The sequence below is a fragment of the Chromobacterium sp. CV08 genome, from assembly GCF_051129845.1.
Lineage (GTDB): Bacteria > Pseudomonadota > Gammaproteobacteria > Burkholderiales > Chromobacteriaceae > Chromobacterium.
Window position 1 is genome coordinate 4,844,034 of sequence record NZ_CP150453.1, and the last position, 20,078, is coordinate 4,864,111.

Below are 20,078 nucleotides of genomic sequence, written 5' to 3' on the forward strand. Positions count from 1 at the left end.
CCGGCGCGCCGGCATTTGGTATGCTTGTAGCGCTTTTACCGCTTTTTTATATCGCACAGGAACGTTTTACACCATCATGGACTTTTCATGGCTGTCCGACCCCGCCGCCTGGCTGGGCCTATTGACGCTGATCATCCTCGAGATCGTACTCGGCATAGACAACCTGATCTTCGTGGCCATCCTGGCCGAAAAACTTCCACCCGAACAACGCGACCGCGCCCGCATCGTCGGCCTGTCGCTGGCGCTGGTGATGCGCCTCTTGCTGCTGGCCAGCGTCTCCTGGCTGGTCACGCTGACCACGCCGCTGTTCTCGGTCATGGGCGTCGGCTTCGCCGGCCGCGACCTGATCATGCTGGGCGGCGGCGTGTTCCTGCTGTTCAAGGCCACCACCGAGCTGCATGAGCGGCTGGAGGGCGTCGACCACGTCAAGAGCAGCGGCCAGCGCGCCTACGCCGCCTTCGCCACCGTCGTCGCCCAGATCCTGGTGCTGGACGCGGTGTTCTCGATCGACTCCGTCGTCACCGCCATCGGCATGTCCGAACACCTGCCGGTGATGATGCTGGCCGTCATCGTCGCGATGATCTTGATGATCGCCGCCAGCAAGCCGCTGACCACCTTCGTCAACGCCCATCCGACCGTGGTGATGCTGTGTCTGGGCTTCCTGTTGATGATAGGCTTCAGCCTGGTCGCAGACGGCTTCGGCTTCCACATACCGAAGGGCTATCTGTACGCGGCCATCGGCTTCTCGGTGCTGATCGAGGCCTTCAACCAGGTGTCGCAGGCCAACCGTATCCGCTACATGAACCGCTCGCAGAGCTTCCGCGAGCGCACCGCCAACGCGGTGCTGAGCCTGATGGGCAGCCGGCTGTCCGACGCCGCCAGCGCCGAGGCCAAGCCCGAGGCCGGCCCGCAGCCGGTGGAGGACACCGCCTTCGGCCACAACGAACGCGCGATGATACACAGCGTGCTGACGCTGGCAGAGCGGCCGATCCGCGTCATCGCCACCCCGCGCGCCGACATCCACCGACTGGACCTGAGCCAGCCGGAAGCGGCGCAGCGCAAAGCGCTGCGCGACAGCCCGTATTCCCGTCTGATCGTCATCCGCGACGGCAGCATAGACGAGCCGCTGGGCATCGTCGCCCGCAAGGACCTGCTGGCCCAGCTCTTGGACGGCCGTCCGCTGGACGTGGACGCCGCGCTGCGCCAGCCGCTGGTGCTGCCCGAGACCGTCACCGTGCTGAAGGCGCTGGAAAGCTTCCGCCAGCACGCCGCCGACATGGCCTTCGTCGTCAACGAGTTCGGCAGCCTGGAAGGCATCGTCACCCAGAAGGACCTGATGGAGGCGATCGCCGGCGAATTCCCGGAAGAGCACGAGCGCCACGAGCTGCCGGCCATCGTCGCCAACGCTGACGGCAGCTACGACGTAGAGGGCAGCCTGGAGCTGGTGACGCTGGAACAGTATCTGACGCTGGGCGACTTCGAGGACGAGGACTTCCACACCGTGGCCGGCCTGCTGATGGACTGCCTGGAGCGCATCCCGCGCGAGGGCGACGAGGTCGCCGTCGGCGAGTGGAAGCTGCGCGTCACCGCGCAGAAGGGCAACCGCACCGAACGGGTGCTGATCAGCCCGCAGTCCGACAGCTTCGATGCCGGCATCTGATCCGGACCAGGGCCGGTCCCGGCCCTGGTTCCTCTACGTGCTGCGCTGCGCCGACGGCGCGCTGTACACCGGCGTCAGCACCGACGTCGCGCGCCGCTACCGCCAGCACCAGGCAGGCAAGGGCGCGCGCTACACCCGCCTGAACCCGCCGATCGCCGTCGAGCTGGTGATTGAATACCCCGGCCGCTCGGCCGCGCTGCAGGCCGAGCACGCGTTCAAGCGGCTGTCCGCCGCGGCCAAGCGGGATTTCCTGCACCGCCACGGCGATGCCGCCGGCCTGGCCTGAGCCGGCCGATTCGGCCCGGCGCGGCCGCCCCTCCCCTCCGGCGCTGGCCTGCGAGAGGCGATGGACGGTATAGTGAACGCCATCGTCATCGCGTCCGCTCCGCGGCGGCAACCGCGGCCGGGCCACCACCGGGAGGGATCATGCCAGGCACTGTTTCCCGAATCGCCGCGCTATTGGCCGGCGTTCTGCTGGCCGCCGCGGCCAACGCCGCCGACGCCGTCCGCGTCGGCTCCAAGATAGACACCGAGGGCGCGCTGCTCGGCAACATCATCCAGCAGGTGCTGGAGGCCCACGGCGTCAAGACCGAGAGCCGGCTGTCGCTGGGCAATACCAAGGTGGTGCGCACCGCCATCGCCGCCGGCGAGATCGACATCTACCCCGAATACACCGGCAACGGCGCCTTCTTCTTCTCCGACGAGAAGAACCCGGCGTGGAAATCGGCCGCCGCCGGCTACCAGCGGGTCAAGCAGCTCGATTACGACAAGAACCGCATCGTCTGGCTGGCGCCGGCGCCGGCCAACAACACCTGGACCATCGCCGTGCGCCGCGACGTCGCCGCCGCCAACCGCCTGCGCACGCTGGCCGACCTCGGCGCCTGGCTGAACCGAGGCGGCCGCTTCAAGCTGGCCGCCTCGGCCGAGTTCATCGAGCGCCCGGACGCGCTGCCGGCCTTCCAGAACGCCTACGGCTTCAAGCTGCGCCAGGACCAGTTGCTGGCGTTGGCCGGCGGCGACACCTCGGCCACCGTCAAGGCGGCGGCCGAGCAGACCTCCGGCGTCAACGCCGCGATGGCCTACGGCACCGACGGCCCGGTGGCGGCGCTGGGCCTGGTCGCGCTGGCCGACCCCAAGGGCGTGCAGCCGGTGTACGCGCCGACGCCCGTCATCCGCGCCGACGCGCTGGCCCGCCATCCGGACATCGCCGCCTGGCTCAAGCCGGTGTTCCAGTCGCTGGACGAGGCGACGCTGCAGAAGCTGAACGCCGGCATCGCGCTGGAGGGACGCAACGCGCGCCAGGTGGCCGCCGGCTACCTGAAGCGCAAGGGCTTCATCCAGTGACGGCGAAGACGCCGGCATGATGCGGCCGCGCAATCGGGTGCGCCTGGCGCTGGCCATGCTGTTGCTGGCCGGCGCCTGCTGCCCGCTGCTCAGCCACGCGCCCAACCGCCTGCTCGGCGGCCAGGGGCTCTACCTGTCCGCGCTGCCCGGCGCCGCCTGGCTCGCCGCGCCGGCGCTGCCGCTGCTGCTGGCGCCGTGGCTGCCGGACTCGCGCCGCCTGCACGGCCTGTTGGCGACTTGCGCCGCCGCGCTCGCCAACGGACTGTTGCTGCTGGCCGGCAACGAAGCCGCGCGACGGGCCGGCGGCGACCCGGACGCGCTCTCGCGCACCGCCTTCGGCGCCGGCTTCTGGCTGCTGCAGCTGGGCGCCGGCCTCTGCCTGGCCGAAGCGCTGCGCGGCCTGGCCCTGAAACCGCGGCTCCGCGCGCTGGCGGTCTGCGCCGCCGGCCTGCCGGCGCTGGCCCTGCTGGCCGCGGGCCGCTTGGACGCGCTGGCCCTGCTGCGCGAATACCACAACGACGCCGACGCCTTCCGGCAGGCGCTGCTGCGCCATCTGCAACTGCTGGGACTATCGGTGCCGCCGGCGGCGCTGCTGGGCGCGGCGCTGGGGCTGGCGGCCTTCCGCCGCCCTCGCGTCGAGGCCTGGCTGTTCCCCTTGCTGAACACCTTGCAGACCGTGCCGTCGCTGGCGCTGTTCGCGCTGTTGATCGCGCCGCTGGCCTGGCTGGGCCGGCTGTGGCCGCAATCGGGCATCGCCGGCATCGGCCTGGCGCCGGCCGTGACCGCGCTGGCGCTGTACTCGCTGCTGCCGATGACCCACGGCGCGCTGGCCGCGCTGCGCCAGGTGCCGGCCGCCGCCCGCGACAGCGCGCGCGGCATCGGCATGTCGCCGTGGCAGGTCTTCCGCCTGGTGGAGCTGCCGCTGGCGCTGCCGGTTCTGATGGCCGGCCTGCGCGTCACCACGGTGCAGGCCGTGGGCCTGGCGGCGGTGGCGGCGCTGATCGGCGCCGGCGGCTTCGGCGCCATCGTGTTCCAGGGCCTGTCAGCCAGCGCGCCGGACCAGGTGCTGTTGGGCACGCTGCCCATCGTGATCCTGACGCTGTGCTGCGACACCGTCTTCAAACTGCTGGCCCCGCGGCTGGAGCGCGCGCCCCGATGATAGAAATCCGTGCCGTCAACAAATCGTTCCACGGCTGGCAGGCGGTGTCGGAATTGACGCTGGACGTGGCCGCCGGCGAGCTGGCGGTGCTGGTCGGCAGCTCCGGCTCCGGCAAATCGACGACGCTGAAAATGCTGAACCGGCTGCTGGAGCCGGACAGCGGCGAAATCCGCATCGCCGGCCGCGACATCCGCGGGCAGCCGCCGGAGAAGCTGCGCCGCCACATCGGCTACGCGATACAGTCGGTGGGCCTGTTCCCGCACTGGACCGTCGACGAGAACATCGCCGCGGTGCCGCGGCTCCTGGGCTGGCCGCGCCAGCGGATACGGGACCGGGTCGACGAGCTGCTGGCCTTGCTGCGGCTGCCGGCCGACTTCGGCCGGCGCTACCCGCAGCAGCTGTCCGGCGGCCAGCAGCAGCGCGTCGGCGTCGCGCGGGCGCTGGCCGCCGATCCCGACGTGCTGCTGATGGACGAGCCGTTCGGCGCGCTGGACCCGGTCACCCGCGCCAGCCTGCAGCAGGAGCTGGCCCGCATCCACCGGCTGTCCGGCAAGACGATCGTCCTGGTCACCCACGACATCGACGAGGCATTGCTGCTGGGCCAGCGCATCGTGGTGATGGACCAGGGCCGCCTGCTGCAACAGGGCAGCCCCCGCGACATCCTGCTGCATCCGGCCAACGACTTCGTCCGCGACTTCTTCCAGCCCGACGAGGCCGGCGTACGGCTCTTGGGCCTGCTGCGCGTCGCCGAGCGGATGCGGCCCGGCGAACGCGCCGCCGGCGCCGCCGTCCGCGTCGACGCCACGCTGCGCCAGGCGCTGTCCGCCTTCATCGTCCAGGGCGCGGCGGCGCTGCCGGTGGTGGACGCCGCCGGCGCCGAGATCGGCGCGCTGCGCTTCGAAGACCTGCTGGGCGCGCCGGCATGAGACGGCGCGCGGGACTCGTCGCCGCCGCGCTGGCTCTGGTCGCGCTGCTGCTAGCGCTGCCGCATGCCGCGCCGCTGTTCCACCATCTGTTCCCGGAGCTGGACCGCCCGCTGTACCGGCAGGACGGCTTCGCCGAACTGCTGCTCGCCCATCTGGCCATCGTCGCGCTGTCCGGCGGCGGCGCGACCGTGCTCGGCATCGCCGCCGCGCTGTGGGTCGGCCGGCCCGCCGGCGCCGACTTCCGTCCGTTGCTGGAGACGCTGCTGGCCATCGCCCAGTCCTTCCCGCCGGTGGCGGTGCTGGCGCTGACGGTGCCGCTGATCGGTTTCGGCGCCGCGCCGGCGCTGGTCGCGCTGGCGCTGTACAGCCTGCTGCCCATCACCCACGCCGCGCTGGCCGGCCTGGCCTCGGTGCCGGAGGACGCGCGCGAGGCGGCGCGCGGCATCGGCATGAGCCCGGCGCAGATGCTGTGGCGCGTGGAGCTGCCGCTGGCCGCGCCGGTCATCGTCGCCGGCGTGCGCACCGCGATGGTGATCAATATCGGCACCGCCGCGCTGGCGTCCACCGTCGGCGCCCGCACGCTGGGCCTGCCCATCATCGTCGGCCTGTCCGGCTTCAACACCGCCTACGTGATCCAGGGCGCGCTGCCGGTGGCGCTGCTGGCCATCGTCGTCGACCAGGCCTTTCAATGGCTCGGAGACTGGCTGAAGAAGTCTCCGGCCTCTGGCAAACCATAGCCTGCCATCGATACCCATCTCGCGACTTGCACGTCGCCCCCCAGTCATATTGAACTTCACAAAGGTCGATGGCTCTATCGTTGACAACAACGCTTGCCAGGTGCGCAGAAAACGACAACGTCATTCCAATCCCCATGTAAACCGGAATTCTGTAATTGCGCTCTCACCAGTACCTTAATACCCTGTAATCAACAAAAACGATGACGGCACCTCGGCTTTTTCATCGTGAGTTTCGCCAAAAAACAACAACTGCCGATAGTTTGCTATACCGTGAATAAGAACATTTTCAAGAAACCGATCTATCTGAGCCGGTCTGAACAGAATCGTTACTTCATCTTGCAGCATGCAGAACAAGTACGTATTACGCCAGCAACCAAAAATGCCTTTGTCATTACAAATAAATATTGCAGCATTACATGCCACACAATACTTTCATCCAAGCAAATTTAGCTCCTTGATAGACTAGGGCCTAGTGGAGAACCTCTCTGCCGATGATCGGATATCTCTTTGAGGAAGTGCTCCTTTATTAGGCAAAAGCGTTGTCAAGGCAACAGCTCTGGGACTGTCCGACAAAGCGATCCTACAGTAGCATCAACCGAGTATTTGTGCGACATCACATTTCTCAAGTAAAATGGACCCATTTCAGTCAATAACTAGACACTGTATTAATTATTATTACCATCCGGATATATCACCATGCATTACGGCGGCAAGCCAATATTTTCTTATCGCCTTTTTCAAAAGCCTAAACCATGATTCAAAAAAAGTTCCGTCTTGTAGAAAAGCACAGAGAATATAGAAAAAAGATTGTTGCCAATCGCCTTTCTTTAAAAGAAAAAATCTCCGGCCGCTATCAAGAATGGCGCCTTTCGCGATCCAATGCTCAAATAGTGAGCCATATTGCAAGACGTCTGTTTCAAAAAATCAAAAACAAACTTCGTCTTTCATACTCGGTGCATAACAACATTCATCTTTCTCCGCCGAAGAAAGTCAAGCAAAATATTTTTTCCATCAGAATAACTGGCGGAATAGGTGACGCTGTCATCATTGCAAGAATGGCTAGGGACCTGGTTGCCAACATTGGCGAATATCAATTCGACATTTACTTTCAATCTCCCGCAGTCATCAGACCATTCTTTAGTAAAATAAAAGGATTTCGAGAATGCATACACATAGATGCATTTGATCAAACCAAGCACTACTATCAGTTCTCGCTTATTGCAAATCAATTTGTCTATTTCGAGGATGGGGCTATCAACCTCCAAGAAATTACCGCAAAACATCCGAAGTTACTTGGCATATTCTCAAACACTGTCGCCGCAAAAAATAAGTACGATAGATACATAAGACTACACCCCACTCTTGATGGCGCTTTTTCGGACATCGCCACAAAACAGGGGCATCGCCGCTATACATACCTCCATCACACACTGGGAATCAAGTATACGAGCGACCGATTGGATATCGAACTCGTATCTGAGCTTCCTTCAATTTTATTAGATAAAAAATACATTACCATTCATGATGGCTGGGATGGAAATTTCCCAATAAAAAGCCATAGACCCACCAAGTCAATTCCAATAGAAAAATGGGCTGAAATTGTTTCTTTGATAAAAAAAGAAAGAAGCGACATCACGATCGTGCAACTAGGCGGCGCTACGGGATCGAACATTGATGGCGTTGATATTAATTTCAAAAACAAGCTTAATTTTGATCAAGCAACAACCGTGCTCTCAAAATCGCTACTTCACATAGATGCCGAATCCGGTCTTGTTCATATTGCAGCATCCTTAGGTGTTCGCAGCGTAGTTCTATTTGGACCAACCAATTCAGACTGGTTCTCCTACCCAAGCAATATAAACATATTGCCAAAAGAGTGCGGAAACTGTTGGTGGTCAACTAACAACTGGATGGAGAAATGTCCTGCTGGGTTCGACATTCCAATCTGTACAAACAGCATAAGTGCAAAATTGGTTGCCAAAGAAGCTATCAAATTGCTGAATGCTGTATGAGTTCTGCTCCATATAGAACTTGACTAGCTAAAGCTGCAGGCTTGCTCCAGAGATAAATCAACTCATGGGCAAGCCTACTTTGCTGAAGCGCAAAACCACGCTAGCAAATCAGCCGCTACCATCTCCCCTGGTCCAACGCCCGGCCAGCAGCATGGTAGAAAATCCATTGTCGCGAGTCATATCAACTAGCAGTATCGGCGCCCGCACGCTGGGCCTGCCCATCATCGTCGGCCTGTCCGGCTTCAACACCGCCTACGTGATCCAGGGCGCGCTGCCGGTGGCGCTGCTGGCCATCGTCGTCGACCAGGCCTTCCGCTGGCTCGGAGACTGGCTGAGTCCGTCGCACCGCGGCTGAGCGGCCTGTGGATAAAAATCGCCGGCGGGATTCGCTGTGGACAAGTTCCCCGCCGCGCTATTCATAGCGCAGCGCCTCCACCGGCTCCAGATTGGCCGCCTTGACCGCCGGCGCCAGGCCGAATACCAGGCCGACGGTGACGGTGAAGCCCAGCGCCAGCGCGACGGCCCACCACGGCACCGCCGGCGCCGGCAGCGCCGGCACCAGCAGCGAGAACGCGCCGGCCAGCAGATAGCCGCCCAGCACGCCAGCCGCCCCGCCGGCCAGCGACAGGCAGACCGACTCGGACAGGAATTGCAGCAGGATGTGCGCGCGCCGGGCGCCCAGCGCCTTCAGCAGGCCGATCTCGCGCGTCCGCTCGGTCACCGACACCAGCATGACGTTCATGATGCCTATCCCGCCCACCAGCAGCGAGATGCCGACGATGCCGGCCAGGCCCAGGCTCATGCCGTCGACGATGGCGTGGAAGGCCTCGCTCAGCTGGCGGGCGCTCTGAATGCGGAAGTCGTCGGCCTGGCCCGGCGCCAGCCGGTGCAACCGGCGCAGCAGCGCGCGCAGGCGTTGCCGCACCGGCTCCAGCGCCGCAGGATCGGCGACGTTCAGCGCGATCGACAAATCGGGCGGGCTGCCGTCGGCCAGCGCGGCCTGGCCGGCGGAAAACGGTATCAGCAGATAGTTGTCGCGGCTGACGCCGAAGACCGCGCCGCGCGACTCCATCACGCCTATGATCTTGTACCACTCGCCCGACACCTCGACGAACTCGCCCTCCGGCCTCTCCGGCAGCTTCAGCTTGGCCGCCAGATCGCTGCCTATCACGCACACCTTGCGCCGGGAGCGGTCGTCGCTGTTGCGGATGAAGCGCCCCTCCCGCACGAAGGCCTGCTGCACCGTCTGGTAGGAAGCGGTGACCGCGTTGACCGCCGCGAAGGCGGTGCGGCGGCCGTAGCGGACGGTCGCGCCGTAGTCGCCGAACGGCGCGAACGACGCCGCCAGCGCCGCCGTGTCGCCCTCCTGCCACAAGATTTGCCGGTAATCGGCCCAGCCCAGGCGATTGCGCCGCCCCTGCAGCGCCTCTTCCAGCTCGGTCTTGGCCTCCACGCTCAGGCTGTTGGCGCCCAGGCGGTCGAAATTCTCGCTGACCGAGCGCGACAGTCCCTGCACGATCGCGATCACGGCGATCACCGCGGCGACGCCGATGACGATGCCCAGCGCGCTGAGCAGGCTGCGCATCGGATGGCCGCGCAGGCTGCGCCAGCCGTTGCGCCAGCATTCGAGCAGCATCGTCATGCCGCCTCCCCGCTGTCGGCGACCAGACGGCCGTCGGCCATCCGTATCCGCCGCCGGCAACGGGCGGCGATCTCGTCCGAATGCGTCACCAGGATCAGCGTGTGCCCCTCCTGGTGCAGGCGGTCGAACAAGGCCATGATCTCCTCCCCGGTGGCGGAATCGAGATTGCCGGTCGGCTCGTCCGCCAACAGCAGCGCCGGACGGGCGCACAGCGCGCGCGCGATGGCGACCCGCTGGCGCTGGCCGCCGGACAGCTGGTTGGGCCTGGCCTGCAGCCGCGCGCCCAGTCCGACGCTGCGCAGCGCCTCGGCGGCGCGCCGTTCGCGCTCGGCGCCCGGCGCGCCGGCATAGACCAGCGGCAGCATCACGTTCTCCAGCGCGCTCAGCCGCGGCAGCAGGTGGAAGCTCTGGAACACGAAGCCGATGTCGCGGTTGCGCACCCGGGCCAGCTGGTCGTCCGTCATGCCGGCCACATCGACGCCGTTCAGCCGGTACTCGCCGGCGCTCGGGCGGTCCAGGCAGCCTATGATGTTCATCAGCGTCGATTTGCCCGAGCCGGAGGCGCCGACGCAGGCAATGTATTCGTTGGCGCTGACGCTGAGACTCAGCGCCGACAGCGCCGGCGGCGCCGTTCCGTCCTGCTGGTAGCGCTTGCAGATGCCGCGCAGCTCGATCAGCGGCGTCATGACGGCCTCCCGGCCTGGACCGAGACCGCGTCGCCCGGCTTCAGGCTGTACAAGAGCTTGGCCGGCCCGGTCACCACCCGTTCGCCGGCGCGCAATCCGGACAGTATCTGCTGCTGGGCGTCGTCCGACTCGCCGGTCCGGACCCGCCGCGACTCCAGCCGGCCGTCCTTCACCACCAGCACCCTCGCCTCGCCGTCGCCGGCGTCGGCATCGCGGCGGGCCGAGGTTTCCGCCTCGGACAACACCGCCTGCAGCGGCACCGTCAGCGCCTTGCCGGCCCGCGTGGTGAAGATTTCCACCCGGCAGCTCATGCCCGGCCGCAGCAACCCGCGGCCGCTTCCGGACAGCGCCAGCCGCACCGGATAGCTGCGCGCCTGTCCGCCCGGCACGCCGGCGGGCGCGCCGGCCATGCGCTTCGGCGACAGCGGTATCTGCAGCACCGTCGCCGACAGCGGCGCGCCCGGATAAGCCACCAGCTGCACCTTGGCCGGCTGGCCGCTGCCGACGCCGCCGATGTCCGCCTCGTCGATATTGGCCTCGACCAGCATGGTGCCGGTATTGGCTATCGTCATCAGGCTGGGCGTGACCATGCCCACCTGGCTGGCGATGGCCGTCTCGCCGGGCTTGATGTCGATCGAGGTGACCACGCCGCTCATCGGCGCGCGTATCACCGTCTTGGCGGCGCGCTGCCTAGCCTGGGCCAGCACCGCCTCGCTCTGCCGCAGCTGCTCGCCGCCGTTCTTCAGGCCCACCCTGGCCTCGTCCACCGCGTAACGGGCGTCCTCCAGCATCGCGTCCGCCACCATGCCGGCCCGGTGCAGGGCCTCCTTGCGGCGATAGGCGGACTGCTGGTTCGCCAACGTCAGCGCCTGCTGCCGCTGCTGCAGCGCCTGCTGCCTGACCGCGGCCGCCTGCTGCGTCACTTCGGCGGCATAGCCCTCGTCGTCCAGCCTCAGCACCGGCTGGCCGGCCCGCACATGGTCGCCCTCCCGCACCAGCACCGCGCTGACCTTGCCGGTCACCTCGGACGACAGCTGGGCCTGCTCCTGGTAGACCAGGCTGCCGGAAGCCAGCACCGACGAGCGGATTTCCCGCGTCGCGGCGACGGCGGCCGTCACCTGGTACACCGTCTCCTGCCTGAACGCGCGCGCCACGAAAGGCAGCGCCGCCACCGCGACCAGCAGCGCGGGGCCCAACCACTTCCGCTTCATATCCGCTCACCAGGCCTTGACGGCGATCCAGACGCCGTAGAACAGCGCGGCCGGCGCCCAGGCCACCGCGGCGCTGACGGGCCAGCGGTCGCCGCTCCACGTCTTGTAGCCTATCGCCAGCAGGGCCAGCTTCCAGAACGAGCCCAGGTCCACGCTGTCCAGCACGCCGGCCCAGGCATGGCCGACATCCAGGTGGAACAACAGCTGGTTCAAGGACAGCGGATCGAGCTGGGACGGCTCCAGCCGGCCGGCGCTGGCGGCCAGTATCTGCACGGCGCCGGACAGCAGCGCCAGCAAGGCCGGCGTCGACGACCACACCACCAGCGCATACCATTGCCGCAGCCCGATGCCCAGGCCGCGCAGCTTGCCCACGCCGTGGAAATACAGCGCCAGCAGCAGATAGCTCAGCGGCAGCGTGATCAGCGCGCCGGCGATGCTGGAGCCCAGCATCAGCGGGCGGGTCACCGCTTTCAGCGCCGCCTCGCGGTTGCCCGGCATGGCCAGCTGGTCCAGCAGGCGCTCGCGCAGCCAGGCAAAGTCGACCCAGCCGTAGTACCACAGATACAGCAGCGCGGTGCCGGCGACGATCAGCGACAACGGCAGCAGGCTGCGCGGCCGCGCCGCGATCTGCCTGAAGGCCTGGACCGGGTTTTGCACGATGCCGGCCAATAGCCGCCATTGCCCCGGCGCCGCCGCCGGGTCTGCGAGAACAGAAGTCTGATTCATGATGAGCGTCCGTATCAAAAACATTCAGTGAAAAGTTCCGCCGCGGCCTCGTCGACCCGGCCGTCGGCCAGCACCAGCACGCGCTCCGCCGTGGCGATGGTCTCCGGCCTGTGCGCCACCATCACCCGCGTCAGCCTGAGCCCCGCCAGCACCTCGCCTATCGCCCGCTCGTTGCCGATGTCCAGATGGCTGGTCGCCTCGTCCAGCAACAGGATGCTGGGCCGCTTGTACAATGCCCGCGCCAGCAGCAGGCGCTGGCGCTGTCCGCCGGACAGGCCGGCGCCCTGCTCGCCGACCAGGGTGTGGTAGCCCATCGGCATCGCCAGGATGTCCTCGTGCATGCCTACCTGCCGCGCGCAGGCGGCGACGCGGGCGTAATCGACCGTCTCGTCGAAGAAGCTGATATTGCCCAGCAGGCTGCCCGACAGCAGCGTGTCCTCCTGCAGCACCGTGCCGATCAAGGCTCGGTGCCGGCCCGCTCCCAGCCGCGCGATCGGCACGCCGTCCACCAGCACCTCGCCGCTCTGCGGCTGCAGCAGGCCCAGCAGGATCTTGGCCAGCGTGGTCTTGCCTCCGCCGCTAGGTCCGGTCAGCGCGACGCTCTGGCCCGGCGGGATGTCCAGGCTGACATCGCGCAGCACCCAGGGCTCGCCCTCGCCGTAACGGAAGCTGACCCCGCGCAGCGACAAGCGCCCCTGCGCCGGCGTCGTCTCGGCCGCCCCGGCATCGTCCGCCTCCGGCGGCTCGCCCAACAGATCGGCCAGGCGGCCGGCGTGCAGGCCCAGCAGCCGGATGTCCACCCAGCTGTCCAGCAACTGGAACACCCGCCCGGAAAAAGTGCCGGCGTACAGGCTGGCCGCCATCAGCATGCCTATGCTGAGCCGGCGCTCCAGCACCTGCAGCGCGCCGACGTAGAGCAGCGCCAGCGCCTGCGCGCGCAGCAGCGTGACGTTGGCCAGCTTGCACAGCGCGCTCAGGCGTTGGGCGCGCTGCTCGCTGCCTATCTGCGCCCGCTTCAGCCGGCTCCAGTCGGCCAGCCGCGCCGCCTCCCGGCCGAACAGCTTCACCGCCGAAATCGCGCGGACGGTCTCCAGAAAATGGCCGTGCTCCTTGGCGCCGGCATACAGCCGGTGCAGCGCCGCGTCCTGCAGCCGCGGATAGGACAACAGCCTCAGGCCGGCATACAGCGCGGCCGACGCGGCCGCGACCGCGCAGAAGGCCGGGCTGTACCAGGCCAGCATCGCCATCGCCAGCAGCGCCATCATGCCGTCTATCACGCTCTCCACCAGCAGCGAGGCCAGCGCCGCCTCCAGCGCGGTGGCGCTGCCGAAACGCGAAGCCAGGTCCCCCAGCGGCCGGGTCTCGAAGAAGGACGCGCGCAGGCGGATCAGATGGGCGTGCAGCTTGTGCGTCCAGCGATAACCGAGCTCGGCGCTCCAACGGATCAGCAGGCCGCTGCGGGCCCAGTGGATCAGCGCCTGCGTCGCGATGACGCCGGCGAAACCGCAGGCCAGCAGCGTCAGCACGCCGGGATCGACGCCGTCCTGCAACTCGTCTACGAGGTATTGGTTGAACAGCGGCGCCACCAGCGCGAAGATCTCCAGCGCGATCGCCAGGATGCCGAGCTGGACGATGGCGCGGCGGAAGACCGGCGCCTGTCCCAAGAGCTCGCGCCAGGACGCCCGCGGCGGACGGCCGCCGGCCTCGAAATCGGCGGCCGCCGCCAGCTCCAGCGCGATGCCGGTGAAATGCGGCGACGCCGCCTGCAGGCTCAGGCGGCGCTGTCCCAGCGCCGGGTCCAGCACCGTCAGCGTCACGCGGCCGCGCCAGTCGCGCCGGACCGCATGCAAGACCACGAAGTGGTTCAGATCCCAATGCAGGATGGCCGGCAGCGCCAGGTCCGGCAGATCCTCCAGCTCCAGCCGGACCGGCCGCGCGCGCAAGCTCAGCTCGGCCGCATGCCGCGCCAGCTGGGCCAGGGTGGCGCCCTTGACGCTGACGCGGAAGCGTTGCCTCAGTTCGGCCAGGCTCAGGTGGCGCCCCAGCCGCGCGCTGACCATGGCCAGGCAGGCCAGGCCGCACTCTCCGGCCTCCGCCTGCAGCATGACCTTCACGCCGCGTCCCGCTTGCGAAAGCGCCAAAGCCTGCGCGGCAGCAGCAGGTTCAGATAGGCCAGGTCGGCCAGCTTCAGCCACAGCAGCACCGCCGGCACCTGCAACAGCCATCTCTCGGCCCCGCCCGGCGACCACTGCAAGCGGTCCAGCAACAGCCCCAGCAGGACGACGCCGGCCATCGCGCCGGCCACCCTCAACGCCATGCCCAGGCCGTCGCGGCGGCGCAGCGCGCGGGCGAGGCTGGCCCGCTCCTGTTCGGACTCGACCTCGGCGGCCAGCAATTGTTGTACAGACCAGTACATGGACATCCTCCGTTGGCATTTCCGATACGGCCGCGCGGCCGCTCCGGCACCGGCCGGAGCGAGCCGCGCTAGCCGGCGCGCATCAGTCCAGATAGCTGCACAGGCGACGGCCCACCCAGCCGCCGACGCCGGCGCCGGCCGTGGCGCCCAGCACTGCGCCGGCGGGGCCGCCGGCCGCGCCCAGCACGCCGCCCAGGCCGCCGTAGAAACCGCTGACCAGGTCTTGGCAGCCGGCGCCGGCGCCGGAGATGTCTTCCAGTTGCTGCATCGAAACTTCACGGATTGCCATGCTCTACTTCCTTCAGTTGAATCGGCCTTGTCTGCGGAAGGCCGTTACCGCCCGGCCGGATGGCCGAAATCCTGCTGCGATCAATCGGGCTCAGCCCGGGAAGGCGGGACCGGCCTGCGGCACGCCGCTGACCCAACCGCCGGCGCCGGCGCCGAAGCCGCCCGGCGGCAGGCGCACCCGTATCCGGTAGTCGGCCCCGCCGTCCTGCCAGCGCCGCAGGCAGACCCCTGCCTGCCGCGGATCGGGCCGGCCTCGCCCGACGTCGACGACCACGCCGACAAGCGGCGGCGACGGCGGGGACATGCCCTGGTGGTAACGCATGCGCACCGCCCGCCCCGGCGCGACCCCCGCCGCAGATTTGCCGTTAGCATAAAAAGTGACAAAAAATGGCTCGCCCACCCCGTCATCGCCGTCGCGCTGCCCGCACAAGCGGTACTGCCGCGCCTGGTCCAGCATCGCCAGGCCCGCCACCAGCAGCGCCGTCACCAGGGAGGCTACAAGGCATATCCGCCACTTGGGCTCGAAAGGCTCCGGCTCCGGTTCCACGGCCGTCTTTCGCTCGAAAACCTCGCGCCGGAACAAGCCGCGCGCACCGGCCGGAAAAATGTCGTCTGGCTCCATCGCGTTCAGATAAAAATATTTCCCGGAATTGATATCGCTCTGAAACGGAGTAAAAAATATCAATAGATATCAATTAATTATTTCTTCAAATTGAATTCCATCTGCATTTTTATACTCACGTCATTTATTGAAGCCCATGGTATTCAGTCGAAGTTTTTATGTCAACTGGGAATATCAAAATCAGTACTATGATATTTTTAGATATATAAATCACGCAGGACGCCCGGAATGAAAAAAACCCCGGCTGGCGGGGCTTTGCGTACGGGCGTCCGCAGGGACGCGGCGGGCTGCGGGGTCTACTTGCCGATGCAGAAGCGCGAGAAGATCACGCCCAGCAGGTCGTCGGCGCTGAACTCGCCGGTGATCTCGGACAGCGCGTTCTGCGCCATCCGCAATTCCTCGGCGAAGATCTCCACCTGCTCCCAGTCGGCCTCGGCCAGTTCCAGGTGGTCGGCGGCGCGGGCGATCGCGTCCAGGTGGCGCTGGCGCGCCAGGAACACGCCCTCGTCGGCGCCGCTGTAGCCTATCATCTCCAACAGCTTGGCCTTCAGGATGTCGACGCCCTCGTGCGTGCGGGCCGACAGCCTGACCAGCGGATGGCCGTCCAGCTCCGACAGGCCGGCGGCCTCGCCGGACAGGTCCACCTTGTTGAAGACCTGCACCCTGGGCAGCGCCGGCGGCAGCCGCTCGAGGATAGACTGCACCTCGGCGGTCCGGCCCTCGCGGCTGTCCACCAGCAGCAGCGCCAGATCGGCGCGCTCCACCGCCTGCCAGGTGCGCTCTATGCCTATCTTCTCCACCACGTCGTCGGTGTCTCGCAGGCCGGCGGTGTCGATCACGTGCACCGGCACGCCGTCGATGACGATCTCCTCGCGCACCGTGTCGCGCGTGGTGCCGGCGATATCGGTGACGATGGCGACGTCGTCGCCGGCCAGCGCGTTCATCAGGCTGGACTTGCCGACATTGGGCTGGCCCACCAGCACCACATGCATGCCCTCGCGCAGGATGGCGCCCTGCTTGGCGGTGGCCTGCACGCCGACCAGGTGCGCGCGCAGCCGCTGCAGCCGGCCCAGCGCGTCGGCCTGCTTCAGGAAGTCTATCTCCTCGTCCGGGAAGTCCAGCGTCGCCTCGACCAGCATGCGCAGATTGATCAGCTCGTCCACCAGGCCGTGCACCTCGCGCGAGAACGCGCCCTTCAGCGATTTCAGCGCGCTCTTCGCCGCCGTCTCGCTGCTGGCGTCTATCAGGTCGGCCACGCTTTCGGCCTGGGCCAGGTCCAGCTTGTCGTTCAGGAAGGCCCGCTTAGTGAACTCGCCCGGCTCGGCCAGCCGCGCGCCCAACTCCACGCAGCGCGACAGCAGCATCTTCAGCACCACCGGCCCGCCGTGGCCCTGCAACTCGATCACATCCTCGCCGGTGAAACTGTTGGGGCCGGGGAAGAACAGCATCAGGCCGTTGTCCAGCGCCTGGCCCTCGGCGTCGACGAAGTCGGTATAGGTCGCGTAGCGCGGCTTGGGCGTCTTGCCGCCGGAGACCGCCTGCGCGAACGGCAGCAGGTCCTTGCCGGACACGCGGATCACGCCGACGCCGCCGCGCCCCGGAGCGGTGGCGACGGCGCAGATGGTGGCGGGGGTGTAGCTGAGATTCATCGGCATTCCTTGGATGCTTGGCCGCGGACGGCGGGCGGGTACACGGGCGGACATCGGACATCGAGAGTCGGCATCGCCCCTCTCCCCGGCCCGCTCCCGCGAGGGGAGAGGGAGGCCGCCTTGCGCTCATGCTCCGCATCGGCTCCATGCCCGCGGCGAATTCATTTAGAGCGGCTACGCAGAGCGCCTGAGCCAAGGCGCGCCGACGCAGACAATACACATGGTACGGCAAGGAGGCGCAACGCGGGATCAGGGGTTCTGCTAGCTGCTCTTCTTCAATTATCCAGCAAAAAACCCGGCCAGTGGCCGGGTTCGATCAGCAATTAGGACGGGTCGCTTAGGACTGCAGCGCCGCCTTGTTGCTGTTGGCGATCTGCTTGTTGATGAACCACTGCTGCGCGATCGACAGCACGTTGTTCACCACGTAGTACAGCACCAGGCCGGCCGGGAAGAAGAAGAACAGCGCCGAGAAGGCCAGCGGCATGATCTTCATCATCTTCGCCTGCATCGGGTCGGCCGGCGGCGGGTTCAGGAAGGTCTGCAGGAACATCGTGGCGGCCATGATGGCAGGCAGGATGTAGTACGGATCCGGACGGGCCAGGTCGGTGTACCACAGCACCCACGGCGCGCCGCGCAGCTCGACGGACGCCAGCAGCGCCCAATAGAGGCCGATGAACACCGGGATCTGGATCAGCATCGGCAGGCAGCCGCCCAGCGGATTGACCTTCTCGGTCTTATACATCTCCATCACCGCCTGCTGGAACTTCATGCGGTCGTCGCCGTACTGCTCCTTCATCCGCTCCAGACGCGGCGCCAGCGCCTTCATCTTGGCCATCGAACGATAGGAGGCGGCGGTCAGCGGGTAGAACACCGCCTTCACCGTCAGCGTCAGCAGGATGATGGCCCAGCCCCAGTTGCTGACCAGCGCGTGCAGCTTCACCAGCAGCCAGAACAGCGGCGAGGCGAAGATGTAGAACATGCCGAAGTCCTTGGCATACTCCATCCCGTCGGCCACCTTGGAGATCAGGTTGTACTCTTCCGGACCGGCGTACAGCGGCACCGACACGCTCAGGCTCTTGCCCGGGGCGATGGCGGCGTAGTCCACCAGCGCGGCGGCGGAATTCAGCCCGCCGGTCTGGCTCAGCTCGAAGCGGCAGGCGCGCTCGTCCTTGCACACGCTCTTGCCGTCCAGCGGCTTCAGCACCCAGGCGGACAGGAAGTAGTGCTGCACCATCGCCACCCAACCGTCGGTGGTGGTCTTGGCGTAGTCGCCCTTGCCCTTGGCCAGGTCGTCGAAGCTGACCTTCTGGAACTTGTGCTCGGAGGTGTAGACGGCCGGACCGGTGTAGGTGTGGGCGAAACGGCCCTCGCCTTCCGGCGCCTGGCTGTCGCGCAGCAGGCGGTAGTAGGCCATCGGCGCCACCGGGGCGGTGCCGCCGTTGACGATGTCGTAGCGGACGCCGATCTCGTAGCTGCCCTTGCCGAAGGTGTAGACCTTGCTCACCTTGACGCCGTTGGCGTCCGGGGCGGTCAGCTTCACCTCCAGCTTGTCGCCGTTCAGCTCGTAGCTGGACTTCTCGGCGGTGAATACGGTCTTGTGCGTCGGCAGCGCCGGGTTGCTCGCCGCCACCAGGCCGGTCTGGGCCACATAGGTGCGCTTGGCGTCATCCTCGAACAGCTGGAACGGCTGATTGTGGTCTTCGGCGGCGCCGTGCTTCAGCAGCTTCAGCGAACGCAGGTCGCCGCCCACGGTATCGATCTCGGCCTCGACCACATCGGTCTTGACGCGGATGCGCTGGCCATGGGTCAGCTTGTTGCCGTCGACCGGCTGCGCGGCGCTGGCCGCGGCCTCGGTCTTGGCCGCCTGCTGCTGGGCGTGCTTGGGCATGAAGTACTCATTCCACCCAAACAGGATGCCCACAGACAGTAGAACAAAGATTATCAGTCGCTTGGAATCCATCTTCTCGATACCGGAAAGTTCAGGGAACCGGGTCATAGCCGCTGCCGCCCCAGGGGTGGCAACGTCCGATGCGGCGGGCGGCCAGCCAGCCGCCCTTCAGTGCGCCGTGTTTTCTCACCGCCTCGATCGCGTAGCTGGAACAGGTGGGCTGGAAGCGGCAACGCGGTGCCAGCCACGGGCTGATCGCCAGCTGGTAGAAACGGATCAGGAGGATGAGGATGCGCGACATCGTGCCAGTTTAGCAAACAAGGCCTGCAAAGCCGTTACAGCTTCGGCACGCTGTTCGCGGGTAAACGCCGTCTTGGCGCGCACTACGTAGTCCACGCCGCCCAGGCCATGCTGGTTCAGGCGGAACCACTCGCGCACGCAGCGCTTGATGTAATTGCGGCGCACCGCCCGCTTGGCGACCTTCTTGCCGACCACCAGCCCGACACGGGCGTGGTCCAGGCCGTTGGCGCGGGCGTACACCTGGAAGAACGCATTGCTGCGCTGCTGCCGCAAACTAAAAACGGATGAGAACTCATCCGTTTTTAATAGCCGGTGCGCACGGCGGAAGCGGTAAGCCGACAAGGACTTATACGGCCAGCTTCTTGCGGCCCTTGGCGCGGCGAGCGGCGATGACGGCGCGGCCGCCGCGGGTCTTCATGCGGACCAGGAAGCCGTGGGTGCGTTTGCGACGGGTGTTGGAGGGCTGGTAAGTACGTTTCATGATATGGGTTTCCTGTTTCGAAACGGAAATAAACGCGTGATTTGACTCGATATTCGCCGCTTTGTCAACGAGGAATTTTCTCCGACCCTGTGGATAACTTTGCAAAAAACCGTTAGAATGTCTGGGTTTACCGTTGCCGTCCGGCTGCACAACAAATGAACGCCACCAGGGCCCGCTGCCCGCCGCGTTCCACCACCGCAGCCTGCCGGCCGCTTCCATGCCGAATATCCGCCGCCTGCGCGCCTGTTGCGCCCGCGCCGCATGCGGCTCCTCCCGCTGTTGCAAGCCCTGTGCCCGCAGCGGGTTTTTCGCTTTCACTTGCGTATATGTA

21 protein-coding genes are annotated in these 20,078 nt (G+C 66.3%); 8 read left to right on the forward strand and 13 right to left on the reverse strand.

Annotated features, from left to right (window positions below):
• The first annotated feature begins 76 nt into the window (after window positions 1-76).
• The 8 genes from WNM05_RS22220 (at window position 77) to WNM05_RS22255 (ending at window position 8,193) form a co-directional block, all read left to right on the forward strand.
• Window positions 77-1,660, forward strand: coding sequence for a TerC family protein (locus tag WNM05_RS22220; RefSeq protein ID WP_434631223.1), 1,584 nt, complete (start codon window positions 77-79; stop codon window positions 1,658-1,660).
• Window positions 1,647-1,946, forward strand: coding sequence for a GIY-YIG nuclease family protein (locus WNM05_RS22225; RefSeq protein ID WP_434631226.1), 300 nt, complete (start codon window positions 1,647-1,649; stop codon window positions 1,944-1,946). Before WNM05_RS22220 ends, WNM05_RS22225 begins: the two co-directional genes overlap by 14 nt.
• A gap of 140 nt (window positions 1,947-2,086) precedes the next feature.
• Window positions 2,087-3,004: a glycine betaine ABC transporter substrate-binding protein OsmF gene (gene osmF, locus WNM05_RS22230; RefSeq protein WP_434631228.1), complete on the forward strand. Its 918-nt coding sequence runs from the start codon at window positions 2,087-2,089 to the stop codon at window positions 3,002-3,004.
• Window positions 3,005-3,020: 16 nt separating this feature from the next.
• Window positions 3,021-4,163: an ABC transporter permease gene (locus tag WNM05_RS22235; protein ID WP_434631231.1), complete on the forward strand. Its 1,143-nt coding sequence runs from the start codon at window positions 3,021-3,023 to the stop codon at window positions 4,161-4,163.
• Window positions 4,160-5,089 carry an ABC transporter ATP-binding protein gene (locus WNM05_RS22240; RefSeq protein WP_434631234.1) on the forward strand — a complete coding sequence of 310 codons (930 nt, stop codon included), beginning with the start codon at window positions 4,160-4,162 and terminating at the stop codon, window positions 5,087-5,089. The genes WNM05_RS22235 and WNM05_RS22240 overlap by 4 nt, the downstream gene beginning before the upstream one ends.
• Window positions 5,086-5,826: an ABC transporter permease gene (locus WNM05_RS22245; protein ID WP_434631237.1), complete on the forward strand. Its 741-nt coding sequence runs from the start codon at window positions 5,086-5,088 to the stop codon at window positions 5,824-5,826. The genes WNM05_RS22240 and WNM05_RS22245 overlap by 4 nt, the downstream gene beginning before the upstream one ends.
• A 752-nt stretch (window positions 5,827-6,578) precedes the next feature.
• Window positions 6,579-7,838, forward strand: a complete 1,260-nt coding sequence (locus WNM05_RS22250; protein WP_434631240.1) for a glycosyltransferase family 9 protein — start codon at window positions 6,579-6,581, stop codon at window positions 7,836-7,838.
• 166 nt (window positions 7,839-8,004) lie between these two features.
• Entirely contained in the window at window positions 8,005-8,193 is a 189-nt protein-coding gene (locus WNM05_RS22255; protein WP_434631243.1) for a hypothetical protein, read from the forward strand.
• A gap of 57 nt (window positions 8,194-8,250) precedes the next feature.
• On the opposite strand, the gene WNM05_RS22260 is transcribed toward WNM05_RS22255, so the two are convergent.
• From WNM05_RS22260 to rpmH, 13 genes are all read right to left on the reverse strand, one after another.
• Entirely contained in the window at window positions 8,251-9,480 is a 1,230-nt protein-coding gene (locus tag WNM05_RS22260; RefSeq protein WP_434631246.1) for an ABC transporter permease, read from the reverse strand.
• Window positions 9,477-10,166: an ABC transporter ATP-binding protein gene (locus WNM05_RS22265; RefSeq protein ID WP_434631248.1), complete on the reverse strand. Its 690-nt coding sequence runs from the start codon at window positions 10,164-10,166 to the stop codon at window positions 9,477-9,479. Before WNM05_RS22265 ends, WNM05_RS22260 begins: the two co-directional genes overlap by 4 nt.
• Entirely contained in the window at window positions 10,163-11,377 is a 1,215-nt protein-coding gene (locus WNM05_RS22270; RefSeq protein WP_434631251.1) for an efflux RND transporter periplasmic adaptor subunit, read from the reverse strand. Before WNM05_RS22270 ends, WNM05_RS22265 begins: the two co-directional genes overlap by 4 nt.
• Before the next feature lie 6 nt (window positions 11,378-11,383).
• Window positions 11,384-12,103 (reverse strand): YIP1 family protein, encoded by a 720-nt coding sequence (locus WNM05_RS22275; RefSeq protein ID WP_434631253.1) that lies wholly within the window; start codon window positions 12,101-12,103, stop codon window positions 11,384-11,386.
• Between the two features lie 14 nt (window positions 12,104-12,117).
• A complete protein-coding gene (locus WNM05_RS22280; RefSeq protein WP_434635186.1) occupies window positions 12,118-14,208 on the reverse strand; it encodes a peptidase domain-containing ABC transporter in 2,091 nt (696 codons plus the stop codon).
• 5 nt (window positions 14,209-14,213) lie between these two features.
• Window positions 14,214-14,519, reverse strand: coding sequence for a hypothetical protein (locus WNM05_RS22285; RefSeq protein ID WP_434631256.1), 306 nt, complete (start codon window positions 14,517-14,519; stop codon window positions 14,214-14,216).
• Between the two features lie 82 nt (window positions 14,520-14,601).
• Window positions 14,602-14,808 carry a hypothetical protein gene (locus WNM05_RS22290; protein WP_011137947.1) on the reverse strand — a complete coding sequence of 69 codons (207 nt, stop codon included), beginning with the start codon at window positions 14,806-14,808 and terminating at the stop codon, window positions 14,602-14,604.
• A gap of 90 nt (window positions 14,809-14,898) precedes the next feature.
• Window positions 14,899-15,354, reverse strand: coding sequence for a hypothetical protein (locus WNM05_RS22295; RefSeq protein ID WP_434631258.1), 456 nt, complete (start codon window positions 15,352-15,354; stop codon window positions 14,899-14,901).
• Window positions 15,355-15,725: 371 nt separating this feature from the next.
• The gene (mnmE, locus tag WNM05_RS22300; protein ID WP_434631260.1) at window positions 15,726-17,078 is read right to left on the reverse strand and encodes a tRNA uridine-5-carboxymethylaminomethyl(34) synthesis GTPase MnmE; all 1,353 of its coding nucleotides are present in this window, start codon (window positions 17,076-17,078) and stop codon (window positions 15,726-15,728) included.
• A gap of 337 nt (window positions 17,079-17,415) precedes the next feature.
• Window positions 17,416-19,038: a membrane protein insertase YidC gene (gene yidC / locus WNM05_RS22305; protein ID WP_434635187.1), complete on the reverse strand. Its 1,623-nt coding sequence runs from the start codon at window positions 19,036-19,038 to the stop codon at window positions 17,416-17,418.
• Window positions 19,039-19,057: 19 nt separating this feature from the next.
• The gene (yidD, locus tag WNM05_RS22310; RefSeq protein ID WP_101709984.1) at window positions 19,058-19,267 is read right to left on the reverse strand and encodes a membrane protein insertion efficiency factor YidD; all 210 of its coding nucleotides are present in this window, start codon (window positions 19,265-19,267) and stop codon (window positions 19,058-19,060) included.
• A complete protein-coding gene (gene rnpA, locus WNM05_RS22315; RefSeq protein ID WP_434631263.1) occupies window positions 19,243-19,608 on the reverse strand; it encodes a ribonuclease P protein component in 366 nt (121 codons plus the stop codon). The genes yidD and rnpA overlap by 25 nt, the downstream gene beginning before the upstream one ends.
• A gap of 4 nt (window positions 19,609-19,612) precedes the next feature.
• The gene (rpmH, locus tag WNM05_RS22320) at window positions 19,613-19,747 is read right to left on the reverse strand and encodes a 50S ribosomal protein L34 (protein WP_021477546.1); all 135 of its coding nucleotides are present in this window, start codon (window positions 19,745-19,747) and stop codon (window positions 19,613-19,615) included.
• Between the last annotated feature and the right edge of the window lie 331 nt (window positions 19,748-20,078).